The sequence below is a fragment of the Actinoplanes sp. NPDC051633 genome (genome assembly GCF_040681735.1).
In the GTDB taxonomy this organism is placed as follows: domain Bacteria; phylum Actinomycetota; class Actinomycetes; order Mycobacteriales; family Micromonosporaceae; genus Actinoplanes.
Genome location: NZ_JBFAZH010000098.1, coordinates 1 through 12,329, shown reverse-complemented (window position 1 = coordinate 12,329; position 12,329 = coordinate 1). Strand labels below are relative to the sequence as shown.

General features: G+C 68.7%; 11 protein-coding genes and 1 pseudogene. 7 read left to right on the top strand and 5 right to left on the bottom strand.

Features of this window, described 5'->3' with window-relative positions; all coding sequences use genetic code 11:
• Nucleotides 1–2 precede the first annotated feature (2 nt).
• The 5 genes from AB0M20_RS08710 to AB0M20_RS08690 all read left to right on the top strand — a co-directional run bounded on the left by AB0M20_RS08710 (nt 3) and on the right by AB0M20_RS08690 (nt 4,954).
• Nucleotides 3–1,142: a nucleotide sugar dehydrogenase gene (locus AB0M20_RS08710; protein ID WP_364295961.1), complete on the top strand. Its 1,140-nt coding sequence runs from the start codon at nt 3–5 to the stop codon at nt 1,140–1,142.
• Nucleotides 1,139–1,939, top strand: a complete 801-nt coding sequence (locus tag AB0M20_RS08705; protein ID WP_364295959.1) for a glycosyltransferase family 2 protein — start codon at nt 1,139–1,141, stop codon at nt 1,937–1,939. Before AB0M20_RS08710 ends, AB0M20_RS08705 begins: the two co-directional genes overlap by 4 nt.
• Complete coding sequence (locus AB0M20_RS08700; protein WP_364295957.1) at nt 1,936–2,961, top strand: NAD-dependent epimerase/dehydratase family protein; 1,026 nt, start codon at nt 1,936–1,938, stop codon at nt 2,959–2,961. The genes AB0M20_RS08705 and AB0M20_RS08700 overlap by 4 nt, the downstream gene beginning before the upstream one ends.
• Nucleotides 2,925–4,154: a polysaccharide biosynthesis protein gene (locus tag AB0M20_RS08695; protein WP_364295955.1), complete on the top strand. Its 1,230-nt coding sequence runs from the start codon at nt 2,925–2,927 to the stop codon at nt 4,152–4,154. The genes AB0M20_RS08700 and AB0M20_RS08695 overlap by 37 nt, the downstream gene beginning before the upstream one ends.
• 110 nt (nt 4,155–4,264) lie before the next feature.
• Nucleotides 4,265–4,954 carry a hypothetical protein gene (locus AB0M20_RS08690; protein ID WP_364295953.1) on the top strand — a complete coding sequence of 230 codons (690 nt, stop codon included), beginning with the start codon at nt 4,265–4,267 and terminating at the stop codon, nt 4,952–4,954.
• Between the two features lie 34 nt (nt 4,955–4,988).
• On the opposite strand, the gene AB0M20_RS08685 is transcribed toward AB0M20_RS08690, so the two are convergent.
• From AB0M20_RS08685 to AB0M20_RS08670, 4 genes are all read right to left on the bottom strand, one after another.
• Nucleotides 4,989–5,915, bottom strand: coding sequence for an acetamidase/formamidase family protein (locus AB0M20_RS08685; protein ID WP_364295951.1), 927 nt, complete (start codon nt 5,913–5,915; stop codon nt 4,989–4,991).
• Between the two features lie 72 nt (nt 5,916–5,987).
• A complete protein-coding gene (locus tag AB0M20_RS08680) occupies nt 5,988–6,938 on the bottom strand; it encodes a carbohydrate ABC transporter permease (protein ID WP_364295949.1) in 951 nt (316 codons plus the stop codon).
• Complete coding sequence (locus tag AB0M20_RS08675) at nt 6,935–7,918, bottom strand: sugar ABC transporter permease (protein WP_364295947.1); 984 nt, start codon at nt 7,916–7,918, stop codon at nt 6,935–6,937. Before AB0M20_RS08675 ends, AB0M20_RS08680 begins: the two co-directional genes overlap by 4 nt.
• A 13-nt stretch (nt 7,919–7,931) precedes the next feature.
• The gene (locus AB0M20_RS08670) at nt 7,932–9,206 is read right to left on the bottom strand and encodes an ABC transporter substrate-binding protein (protein WP_364295945.1); all 1,275 of its coding nucleotides are present in this window, start codon (nt 9,204–9,206) and stop codon (nt 7,932–7,934) included.
• A gap of 228 nt (nt 9,207–9,434) precedes the next feature.
• On the opposite strand from AB0M20_RS08670, the gene AB0M20_RS08665 reads away from it, so the two are divergent.
• Both AB0M20_RS08665 and AB0M20_RS08660 read left to right on the top strand, forming a co-directional pair.
• Nucleotides 9,435–10,781, top strand: coding sequence for a glycoside hydrolase family 32 protein (locus AB0M20_RS08665; RefSeq protein WP_364295943.1), 1,347 nt, complete (start codon nt 9,435–9,437; stop codon nt 10,779–10,781).
• Nucleotides 10,782–10,979: 198 nt separating this feature from the next.
• Nucleotides 10,980–11,909: a hypothetical protein gene (locus AB0M20_RS08660; protein ID WP_364295941.1), complete on the top strand. Its 930-nt coding sequence runs from the start codon at nt 10,980–10,982 to the stop codon at nt 11,907–11,909.
• Nucleotides 11,910–11,963: 54 nt separating this feature from the next.
• On the opposite strand, the pseudogene AB0M20_RS08655 reads toward AB0M20_RS08660, so the two are convergent.
• A pseudogene (locus tag AB0M20_RS08655) lies at nt 11,964–12,329 on the bottom strand (NAD(P)-dependent oxidoreductase); the annotation flags it as partial.

The window sequence follows — 12,329 nt, the reverse complement described above, 5'->3', positions numbered from 1 at the left end:
GCCTGCCGCTCGGGATCGCCCTGGCCACGCGTGGCCTGTCCGTTGTGCTCTACGACATCGACGCGGCGGCGGTGGAGCTGGTCAACGCCGGCACCATGCCGTTCGCGGAGGACGGCGCCGCCGAGTTGCTCGTCGAGGGCCTGGCAGCCGGCCTGCTGCGGGCCTCCACCGACGCGTCCTCGGTCGGGCTGGCCGACGCGCTGATCGTGGTCGTCGGCACCCCGGTCGACGAGCACCTCAACCCCGACCTGTCGGCGGTGCCGCGGGCCATCGAGCGGTGCGCGGAACACCTGCGAGACGGTCAGCTGGTGGTGCTGCGCAGCACGGTTTACCCCGGCGTGACGGCGCTGACCGAGAAGCTGCTGGCCGCCAAGGGCCTCGACGTCGACGTGGCCTTCTGCCCCGAGCGGATCGCCGAGGGCCGGGCGATGAGCGAGCTCTTCACGTTGCCGCAGATCATCGCCGCGCGTACCCCGAAAGCCCAGGACCGGGCCGAGACCCTTTTCCGGCGTCTCACCGGCTCGCTCGTCCGGCTGGAGCCGGAGGAGGCCGAGCTGGCCAAGCTGTTCACCAACACGTGGCGCTACCTGAAGTTCGCCGCGGCCAACCAGTTCTGGATGATGGCCAACGATTTCGGCCTCGACTACGCGCGGATCCAGCACGCCGTGGCGTTCGACTACCCGCGCGCCGCCGACCTGCCCATGCCCGGCTTCGCGGCCGGTCCGTGCCTGCTCAAGGACACCATGCAGCTGGCAGCCTTCAACCGGAACAACTTCGTGCTCGGCCACTCCGCGATGCTGATCAACGAAGGACTGCCGCTCTACCTGGTGTCGCGGCTCGAGGACCGGTTCGAGCTCGCCGATCTGACCGTCGGGATCCTGGGCATGGCCTTCAAGGGTGGCAGTGACGACGCGCGGGACAGCCTGGCGTACAAGCTGCGGAAGATCCTCACGCTCAAGGCACGCGAGACGCTCTGCACCGACCCGTACGTGCCGGACGACCGGTTCCTGCCGCTGGACGACGTGGTCAAGCGTGCCGACCTGCTGGTGATCGCGGCGCCCCATCCCGACTACATCGATCTCGACACCCGGAAACCCGTGATCGACATCTGGGGACTGACCGGACGGGGCGTGCTGGTGTGACTCCCAGGGTCTCGGTCATCATCCCGGTCTACAACGAGGGCGAGGGCGTGGTCCGGCACCTCGAGCGGATCCTGCGTGAGGTCCTTCTGCCCGCCGAGATCCTGGTGGTGCACGACATGCCCGAGGACACCACGGTTCCGTACGCGGAGCAGATCGCGCAGCACGACCCGCGGGTGCGGCCGGTGCTGAACACCTACGGTCCCGGCCCGGCCAACGCGGTGCGCTTCGGGATCGACGCGGCCCGGGCGCCGGTTGCCGTCGTGACCATGGCCGACGGCTGCGACGACCCGCGCCAGATCGACGAGCTGGCCCGGCTGGTCGACCGCGGCGTCGTGGTCGCTGCGGCGTCCCGGTACATGCCCGGCGGGCAGCAGGTCGGCGGGCCGCGGTTCAAGCGGATGGCCTCCCGCTGGGCCGGTCGCAGCCTGCGGCTCTTCGCCCGGGCCGGCACCCGCGACGCGACCAACAGCTTCAAGGCCTACGACACCGACTTCGTGCGCGAGGTGGGCATCGAGTCGCGGACCGGGTTCGAGATCGGCATCGAGCTGACCGCGAAGGCGACCCGCCTGCGCCGCCCGGTCGCCGAGATCCCGACGATCTGGCTCGACCGGCAGCTTGGCGAGTCCCGCTTCGACGTCGGCCGGTTCCTCCCGAGCTACCTGCGCTGGTATCTCTTCGCATTCGGCCGGCGGCTGACTGCGGAGGAGCTGGCCGCGCGATGGAACTCGGTGAAGGCGGAGACCCTGAAGCCGGACGTGGTGCCGGCCGATCGCGACAAGGAGGACACCCCGGCGTGACGAAGGTGCTGGTCACCGGCTCCGCCGGCTTCATCGGCGGATATCTGGTCGAGGAGCTGCTGAGCCGCGGGCACGAGGTGGTCGGCCTCGACAACTTCTCCAAGTACGGCCCGGTGGCGCACGGCTATGACGACCACCCGCGTTTCCGGTTCGTCGAGGGCGACGCGCGCGACCCGGGTCTGGTGGCCGACCTGCTCGCGGACTGCGACCACTTCATCGCCGGCGCTGCGATGATCGGCGGCATCTCCTACTTCCACACGTACGCGTACGACCTGCTCGCCACCAACGAGCGCATCATGGCGGCCTCCTGCGACGCGGCCATCGCGGCCCATCGCGACGGGCGGCTGCGGAAGGTCACGTACATCTCGTCGTCGATGGTCTACGAGTCGACCGACCACTGGCCCAGCAAAGAAGGCGACGAGCGACGCGTCCCGCCGCCGCGGTCGTCCTACGGTTTCCAGAAACTGGCCGTGGAGTACTACGCGCGAGCGGCCTGGGACCAGTACCGGTTGCCCTACACCATCGTGCGTCCCTTCAACTGTGTCGGCGTGGGCGAGGGACGCGCGCTCGGCGAGGTCGAGGTGCTTTCCGGCAACGTGAAGCTCGCCATGTCGCACGTGGTGCCCGACCTGGTGCAGAAGATCCTCAAGGGCCAGGACCCCGTGCACATCCTCGGGTCCGGCGAGCAGGTGCGGCACTACACGTACGGCGCCGATCTGGCGCGCGGCATCGTGGCGGCGATGGAGGACCCGGCCGCGCACAACGAGGACTTCAACCTGTCGACCGCCGAGTCGACGACGGTGCTGGAGCTCGCCGAGCTGATCTGGCACAAGGTGAAGGGCCCGGACGTGCCGTTCCGGTGGGTGAGCGACGAGCCGTTCGCGCACGATGTGGCGATGCGGGTGCCCGAGGTGACGAAGGCGCGCGAGGTGCTCGGGTTCACCGCGGAGACCTCATTGGACGCGATGCTCGACGAGGTGATTCCGTGGATCACCCGAGCGGTCGAGCAGGGCCGGCTGTAGACGTCCTGTCCCGGCGCCGGATCGGCGTCGCCGGGCTGGCCGTCGCCGTCGCCGGTGCGGTCACCAACGCGCTCGGCTACCTCGTGCCGGTGCTCGGTGCCCGGCAGCTCAGCGCGTCTGACCTCGGGGCGCTGGCAACCGTGCTGGCGATCGCGGCCATCGCCGGCGTGCCCGGAACGGGACTGCAGATCGCGGTGGCGGTGCACCGGGCCCGTCGCCCGGAGGCCGCGGCCGGCCGGACCGGGTGGCTCACCGCCGCTGTCTGTGCGGTTGTGGTGGCGGTGCTGGCGCCGGTCTCGGCGTCGGTGCTCGACCTGCCGTCGGTGGTCATGCTGCTGCTGGCGGTCTACACCGGGGCGACGGTGGTCGCCGGGCAGTGGCTGGGCCGGCTGCAGGGTGACTCGCGGTTCCTGCACCTGGCGGTGGGCATGGCGGTGCTGGCCGCCGGGCGCTACGGCGGCTTCGCGGCCGGGCTCGCGCTGGGTGCGGGGCTGACGGGTACGGTGCTGATCGGCACGACGACGGCGTTGGCGGTGCCGGTCGTGCTCGCCCTTCTCCACCGGTCGCCGCCGGGGTCCGCCGCCGACGGCATCACTGCGCGGCAGGTGACCACCGCGTGCTCGGCGACGCTGGCCATGCTGGTCGTCTCGTACGCCGACCTCATCCTGGCCAGGCACCTGCTGCCCGCCTCGACCTCCGGCGCCTACGCGGTGGGCACAGTGCTGACCAAGGGTGCGTTGTGGGCACCGCAGGTGGTGACGGTGCTGGCGCTGCCACGGCTGGCGCAGGGCAGCCGGCGTGCCCTGCTGGTCGCGGTCGGCCTGGTGGCCGGCTGCGGAGCGGTGCTGGTCACGGCCTCCGCACTGGCGGGCGGCCTGGCGTTCCGCCTGGCCGGCGGCCCCGACTACGTGTGGCTGGGCCGGTACGCGCCGGTGTTCGCCCTGACCGGCGCGCTGTACGCGTTGCTGTTCGTGCTGGTGAACGCGCGAGTCGCGGCGGGCGCCCGATGGCCGTCGGCGCCGTTGTGGGCGGCGACCGCGATGCTGGTCGCCGCAGCGGAGTGGGCGGTCCCACACTCCTTCGAGGCGATCATGTGGTGTGCGGCAGGGACCGCCGCGCTGGCCTTGGCGGCGACCGTTCTTGCCTCGTCGGGAGGACGCCTGGCCGGCCTTCGCCGGACGTCAGCGAGTTAGGACAGTTGTCGCCCCGGCCGTGCACCTCGGCGTCGTCGAAGAAGGCGGCCGGCAGTCCGGTTGCCGACGCGTGAGTGCTGCTGCGGGAGCGCCGGGCCTAGCCTGGCGACATGGCGGCCGAGAGCTTTCTGCCATCGCGGCACGGCTTCGCGTACACCAACGCTTGGCCGGATCAGGCCGCGATCGTTCTGCGTACGCCGTTCGGTGAGATCGGGGTCGGCAACGCCCGCGGGGGGTTGTGCGGCGGGATGGTGTTCGCGGCACTGGATCACTGGCTCGCCGGGCGGGCACCCGGGCTGGACCGGCCGGCGGCCGGCGAGCCGCTGTATCGGTACATCGTGGATCGTCTGATCGATTCGTGGCATGTGCCGGCTGGTGTTGCCCAGTATTACCAGTGGATGAGCCTTCCTGACGGGGACAACGTCATCTCGCTGTTCGGGCGGCGGGTGATCGCGGAGCGGGGTCTGGGCTGGCGTACGGTCCGGGTGCAGTGGCCGCAGATCAAGAAGGACCTGGACCGGTCTCTGCCGGTGCCGATCGGTGTGGTGACCGTGGCCTCGAGAGATCCGCGGGATCTGGGTCTCAATCATCAGGTGCTGGTGTACGGGAGCAGATCCGACGGCAGCCGGCTGACGTTGCAGGTGTACGACCCGAACCGCGGCCGCCGCGACGACGTCATGATTCGGGTGGACACCAGCGCCCCGACCAAGCCCGTCGTGTTCGACCACAACCTGGGCCTGGGCGGGCGAGCGATCCGCGGCTTCTTCCGGGTCGCCTACGTCCCGCAAGATCCTGGATAGCCGTCGGGGCGTGACGGCCTTGCCTTGGGTGGCGTCAGTGGAGAACGCCGTCGGGCAGGACCGCGTGTACTCCGACGATCTGGTTCACGATCTGAGTGACCCGCAGGTCCACGACTACGCTCGCCAGCGCGAGCGCGTCCGCTCGGGCCAGTCCGTGGATCCGTTCCATCAGCGTGAACATCGATTCCAATGCCGCGAACGCCGCCTCGTCCAGCGTTGCCGCCAGGCCCAGGGTCAGCCAGGCGCCGGCGGTGCGCGCCACCGGGGCGGTCACCGGGAAGTCGCTGAGCACGTCGAAGGTCAGCGTCACCTGGTCCATCGGGCACTCGATGGCGGTGCCGCCGACCTCACCGTCACCTTGCGCCGCGTGTCCGTCCCCCACGGAGAACAGCGCGCCCTCCACCGGGATCGGCAGCATCAGCACGCTGCCGGCCACCAGGTCCCGGCAGTCGAGGTTGCCACCGTGCACTCGTGGCGGGATCGTCGAATGCTCGCCCGGCTCCGCCGGCGGCATTCCGAGGATGCCCATGAACGGTCGCAGGGCGACGGTGTGCCCGAGCTGGTTGCGGCCGGTCATGGCGACCGGATCCAACGTCCAGGCGTGGACCGCTCCCGAGGCCTCGAGACCGTAGCGGTGGTTGAGCGGGCTCGGCCATCCGCCGGCCACCGTGGTGCCCCACCCGCCGGGGACGACCGCGTCGATGCGCACCGACAGTGTCCGGCCCGGCCCTGCGCCGCGGATGAACACCGGACCGGTCAGCGCGTGGCCGTAGTCCGCCCGGTACTGGGACACCCGGGGGCGGTCCGGAAGGTGGCCGCCGGTATGCGGGCCCGCAGACCACCAGCAGTCCAGCGTACCGACGGTGACCGTGTCGCCGGGATCGACCGTGAGCACCGGCGCACGGGTGGCTGAGAAGTGACCATGCAGCGTCCGGTCGTCGGGCATCAGGAAGTGATCCATCGTCCGGGAACCTACAGCCAGCGTCTTGTCCCAGGTAGACACTTGTCGTAGATTTCGCCACCGCGAAGCGGCTCACCCTTTGACGGAGCCCGCCACCATGCCGCGGATGAAGAAGCGCTGCAGGGACAGGAAGACGATCAGCGGTACGACCATCGTGAAGAAGCCGCCCGCGGTGATCAGCTGCCAGCCCTGACCCTGCTGGCCGATCAGGCCGGCCAGGTTGACCGTCATCGGCTCGTTCTCGCCGGGGCCGAGGAAGATCAGGGCCACCAGCAGGTCGTTCCACACCCAGAGGAACTGGAAGATCGCGAACGAGGCGAGCGCCGGCACCGACACCGGGATGACCAGCCGCCAGAACGTGGTGAAGTGCGTGGCGCCGTCCACCTTGGCCGACTCGATCAGTTCCTTGGGCAGGGTGGCCATGTAGCTGCGCAGGATGAAGATGGCCAGCGGCATGCCGAACCCGATGTGCGCCAGCCAGACGGCCGGGAAGGTGCCGTTGAGGCCGAACTGGCCGTACAGCTGCAGCAGCGGCACCAAGGCCACCTGATTGGGTACGACGAGCAGACTGACGATCATGATGAACAGCACGTCTCGGCCCTTGAACTGCATGAAGGTGAACGCGTAGGCGGCGAACGCGGCGATCAGGATCGGGATGAGAGTGGCCGGCAGCGTGATCGCGAAGCTGTTGATGAATGCCCGGAACATGTTGCTCTCGGTGGCCACCTGGGTGTAGTTCGCCAGCGTCCACTGGGTGGCGTCGAGGGGCGATTTCAGGACCGTCCACCAGCCGGTGGCGTTGGCGGCGTCCGGTGTCCGGATCGAGGTGATGAACAATCCGATCACCGGGACGACCCACAGGAAGCAGATGATCAGCAGAACGGCCTTGACGATCCAGTTGGCCTTGCCGGCGTTCTCGCCCACCCCGGCGAGATGCCGACGACGGCCGCCGCCCATGGTCTTGCGGTCGGTGACCGGACCGGGCACCGGGGTCGGCTGCGGGCCTTGGCTGACGGTGGTCATCGCGCTGCCTCCTGTGCCCGGAACTGGCGAACCTGATAGACCATGACCGGGATGATCGCCACCATCAGCATGACGACGATCGCCGCGGCGAAGCCGGCGTTGCCGTTGGTGAACAGCTGGTTGTAGAACTCCAGCCCGATCACGTTGGTGTTGAAGTTGCCGTTGGTCATCACGTACACCACGTCGAAGACCTTCATCACGCCGATCAGCACGGTGATGAACACGACCGTGACGGTGGGCCAGATCTGCGGTACGACCACCCGGAAGAACGCCTGCCGCTCGGTGGCGCCGTCGATCCGGGCGGCTTCCAGCGTCTCGGTCGGCACCCCCTTGACCGCCGCGGACAGCAGCACCATGGAGAAGCCGACCTGCGCCCAGATCAGGATGACCATGAGCCAGAAGCTGTTCAGGTGGAAGCTTTCCTGCTGCAGCCAGACGACCGGGTCGAAGCCCAGCGCCGTGACGATCGCGTTCTGCAGCCCGATCTGGGGCTGGCCGGCCGGGCGGGCCTCGTACACGAAGCGCCAGATCGTGGCCGCACCGACCATGCTGATCGCCATCGGCAGGAAGATGATCGTCTTGGTCAGCTTCTCACCGCGCGGCCGCAGCCGGTCGGCCAGCACTGCCACGGCCAGGCCCAGGATCACCGTGGCGGTCGGCACGATGACGATCCAGAGCAGCGTGTTGAGCAGCGTCTGCAGGAACGCTTCCGAGGACAGTAGTTTCTGATAGTTGTCGAGGCCGACCCACTCGGTGGAGGTCCGGTTGGCGAAGCTGTAGACGATGGTCTGGTACGCCGGATAGATCAGGAACAATCCGATCGCCGCCACCGCGGGCAGGATGTAGACGTACGGCTTGATCCGGTCCTCCCAGCGGCCCGGCAACCGCTCGGCGAGCTTGTTGAGCACGTAGTAGAGCACCAGCGCTCCGCCGACACCGGCGACGATCGAGATCAGCGCGGTTATCACTTTCGCGGTCATAACCGATCAGCTCCTAGACGTCCGGCCAGCTCTCGTCGATCTCCGTGAGTACCGTGGTGGTGTCCTTCTGGCCGGTCACCCAGCCGACCATCCCGCGCCAGAAGCTGCCCGAACCCACCTCGCCGGGCATGGTGTCCGAGCCGTCGAACACCGCGTCGGTGGAGGAATAGGCGATCTCGGCGATGGTGCGCATCGTGTCGTTCGGGTACTTCGACCGGTCGAAGTCCTTCCAGGGGGAGATGAAGCCGCCCTTGGGCGCCAGCTGGTTGCCGAACTCCTTGCTGGTGATGAACTCCAGTACCCGCACGGAGTCCGGGTTGTCGTTGAACAGCCCGGCCAGGTCACCGGCGCCGAGCACCGGCTGGCCGGCGCTCGCCTGCACCGGCGGCAGCGGGAACACGCCCGCCTCGGCGTCGATGTTCTGCACGATGCGGTCCGGGAAACTGCCGGCCTGGGCCAGGAAACTGGCCTGGCGATGCAGGAAGCACTGCGGCGGGTTCTCGAACATCGGGTTGCCCGCGGTGGCGAAGTTGGTGCTGGCGATCGACCGGCGGCCGCCCAGCACGTTGCCCTCGGCGAACCAGATCTTGCCGATCTCGTCGACGGCCTGCTGGACCACCGGGTCGTTGAACGGGATCTGGTGGTTGGTCCACTGCTTGTACTTGGCGCCGCCACCGAACCGCAGGACGTAGTCCTCCACCCAGTCGGTGGCCGGCCAGCCGGTCGCGGCCTGGCTCTCGATCCCGACGCACCACGGTGGCGTTCCGTCCGCCTTGATCCGGTCGGTTAGCGCCAGCAGCTCCTGCTGCGTCTTCGGGACCGTGTACCCCTTGGCCTCGAACGCCTTCTTCGGATACCACACCAGGCTCTTGACGCTGGTGGACATCGGGATCGCCCAGACCTTGCCCTCGGCGTCGCTGGCCGCGTCGAACAGGTACATGTTGTTCTTGTTGTACCGGTTGGTGTCGACGACCGTGTTGAGGTCGAACATCCGGCCGGACAGCGCGATGTTCAGCGTGATGCCGGGCTGCGGGAAGATCGCGACGTCCGGCAGGTTGTTGCCGGCTACCCGGCTGCGGACCAGCTTGTCGAAGTCCGGCGTCGAGGACAGCCGGACCTTGATGCCGTTCTGGTCCGCCCACGGCTGCACGATGGCCTGGAAGTTCTGCGACGCGTCGCCGCTGAAGCCGTACATCACCTCGACGACGTCGTCCTCGGCGCCGCGGTTGCGGCCGGCTCCGGGTTCGGCGAGGCACGCCGAACCGGTCAGGCCCACGACCGCCGCCACGGCAACGCCCCGAATCGCCCGCCTCCACCTGTGCATACCGGCTCCCGTCGAACGAGACGCGATGACGTGACGCAACTCACACACTTCGCCTCCTCTGGGCGGGTGTCAACCTTGCGGGCCCTCCCTCCTGGATTCGCGCCACGTCCGTTTGCCTGACTACTGTGGAGGCATGATCCACGCCCGCAGCCGTGACGTCGGCCCAGGCGTGCGCCCCCGCCGAAGCTGCGCTTGTTCGCCCCGTCCGGAAGCCGCTCAAGTCGTGTCGCCGCACCGGACCGGCACCGGAACGACACAGTGAATTCCGCGCATCCGGATCCAGCCTTCCCGAGCCTGCATGGTCGCCCTCCATACGGATGGGTGAACGATCCGAACGGCTGCTCGTTCGTCAACGGGCGCTACCACCTGTTCTTCCAGTACAACCCCGACGCGCCCGTGCACGGCGAGATCAAGTGGGGACATGTCAGCTCGGTGGATCTCCTGGACTGGCGGCCGCACCCGATCGCCTTGGTCAACCGTCCCGGCGAGCTTGACCAGCGCGGGTGCTGGAGCGGTTCGGTGACAGACGATGCCGGCGTGCCCACCGCGGTCTACAGCGCCGTTGCCGACGAGAGCTACCGATCCGTCGTGTTGCTCGCCCGCAGTGACCGAGACATGCTGCGCTGGCACCAGGACCGGGAGCCCGCCGCCGGCGTGCCGGACGATCCGGCCATCAGTCACGCACGAGACCCGTTCCTCTTCGAGGCCGACGGCCGCCGATACGCCGTTCAAGGTGCTGGGCACACGCACGGCAGTCCGCGAATACTCGTCTATGGCTGCGACGACTTGTCCTCGTGGACCGAGCTGGGGACGCTCCTGTCGGGCGACGACCCGATCGCAGCCGAGGCGGCGCCGGCGAACATCTGGGAGTGCCCCAACCTGCTACCCCTCGGTGACCGGTGGGTCTTGATCGTTTCGCTGTGGCGTCACGCCGACCGTCTGGCCGGGGTCAGCTATCTCATCGGTGATCTCGACATCGGATCGGATGGTCCACGCTTCACACCCGTCAGCGGCGGAGAACTCGACCGAGGTCCGTGCTTCTACGCCCCGCAGATCCTGCGCCATGACGGCCGGATCCTGCTGTGGGCCTGGTCCTGGGAGCACGGCCGAACGCCGGAAGACATCGCCGCGGCCGGCTGGGCCGGCGCGCTCACCTTCTGCCGTGAGTTGTCCCTGCTCGGTGACGCGCTGGTGTCGAGGCCGGTGCCTGAACTCGCAGGGCTGCGCCGGGAGGCACTGCAGATCGCCGCGGATCAGCCTTTCACCGCCACCGCCTACGACATTGAGCTGCACCCCGGCGCACGACAAGCGACACTGTGGCTGGTCGACGGCGGTGACGAACAGTTGGTCGCTGAGGTCGACCTCGCACCGTCCCCCGTGGTACAGCCGCGCATCCTGGTTGACGGATCCATGATCGAAGCCTTCGACGGCACGGCCACCGCCTACACAACCCGGGCGTATCCGACAATGACCAGCCGTTGGCTGCTGCGGCTCGCGCAGCCCGCGCCGATAAGTGCCTGGCGGCTCGGCCTGCAATAGAGGAGACAGCGTTGACTGAGGTGGCCGGAGTGCTCACCCGGGCTGGTCAGGTCGAGCAGGCGCGGCAGACCATCGCCACATGCACAAGACATCGGCCGGGCCGGTGCTCAAACCCGACACGGGTCGAACCGAACAAATGTTCCCGACTGCGTGACCAACGGTGTGTAGAGGTTCCTCTCACCCGAAGGAGAACACGTAATGCGTACGCATCGGTTCGCACTCGCCGCCGCAATCGGCGTCGGCACGCTCGCAATGGCGGCAGGCGGCGGCCCTGCCGTGGCCGGTCCGGTCACCGTGGCCCGGGCGGAACATGCCGCGCCGGCGCAGGTCTCGATGCCCCGAGGTTGGCAGCGCTGCGTCAACACGGCCGAGAACTACTCGATCGGGTATCCCGGCGACTGGTACACCACGCAGATCCGGCCGGAGGAGGTGTGCGCCCAGATCCACCCGGACCGGTTCGTCATTCCCCTGGAGAGTGAGTATCCACTGACCGCCCTGAACGTCCAGCGGGTGACGGCATTGCCGAGCCGGAGCGACACAGAGTACGAACGCACACTGCTCTGGCAGCGGACCACAGTGGCCGGGCGGCCCGCCGTCCGGTTCGAGACCGCCAGCATCGGCGAGGGCATGGACCTCGAAGGCACCAGACGATACGGGTACGCCATCCGTCTCGGGCACGCCCTGATCTCGGTGCACACCGCCGCAGCGCCGGGCGAGACCCGCTACGCCGCCTGGCGGAAGGTCGTCAACCGGGCGGTCCGCACACTCACCGCCGCCACACCCCCGGGGCACCGCAGCTGTAACCCGATCCGGCCGGAGACCTCGTTCTACGAGGGAGGCCGGGTCGCCACCGAAGAATTGACCACGCCTGTCTCCCGCTGCACCACGATCAGCGTCTCGCACGTCGCGGATCCGACGAACCCGGCGGATCGCTGCCAGACGTTCCTGCTGGGGCTCTGGCCTCTGGTCGACGGCTCGCTCACCTACACCGAGCCGGTGACCGCGTGCGGCGAGCATCGGACGGTGCTGGCGCGCAACGTGCCGGACAACGCCCGGTATCTGGTGCTCTACGGCGTCGACTACATCGAGCCGGACATCCAGCAGGTCAACTTCAAGATCTGGCACTGACCGCACGGCCGACTGGACCGACGCGCGCCCACCGACGCCTATGTCTTGCTGGACTCATCTCGACCCGTCCCGGGTGGCGCCGGCGTGCGCGACCGCCGAGGGGGTGGTGCGGCTGACGATGGCCGGTGCCTCATGGATCAGTTCGTCGTCGGTGAGGGCTTCGACCATGAACTGGGCGAAGTCCACGCGGCGGGTGATGTTGCTCCGCAGGATCGGGTCGCCGGCATGTCGGCTCCACACCGGTAGGCCCTGGCTGGGTCCTTCCTGCAGGTCGCTGCCGCGCACGACGGTCCACCGGGCGTCGCTGGCGAACACCCGCCGGCATGCCTCCACCTGGTCGTCGAGGTCGGCGAAGCGAGCCAGTTTCGCCAGTGGACCGGCGATCTTCACGAGCGCTTTGACCTTCCACGAGTACCTCCA

Coding starts and splice junctions, on each gene's coding strand:
- AB0M20_RS08690 (WP_364295953.1), top strand. CDS start 4,265: ATGGCGGCCGAGAGCTTTCTGCCATCGCGGCACGGCTTCGCGTACACC.
- AB0M20_RS08685 (WP_364295951.1), bottom strand. CDS start 5,915: ATGGATCACTTCCTGATGCCCGACGACCGGACGCTGCATGGTCACTTC.
- AB0M20_RS08680 (WP_364295949.1), bottom strand. CDS start 6,938: ATGACCACCGTCAGCCAAGGCCCGCAGCCGACCCCGGTGCCCGGTCCG.
- AB0M20_RS08675 (WP_364295947.1), bottom strand. CDS start 7,918: ATGACCGCGAAAGTGATAACCGCGCTGATCTCGATCGTCGCCGGTGTC.
- AB0M20_RS08660 (WP_364295941.1), top strand. CDS start 10,980: ATGCGTACGCATCGGTTCGCACTCGCCGCCGCAATCGGCGTCGGCACG.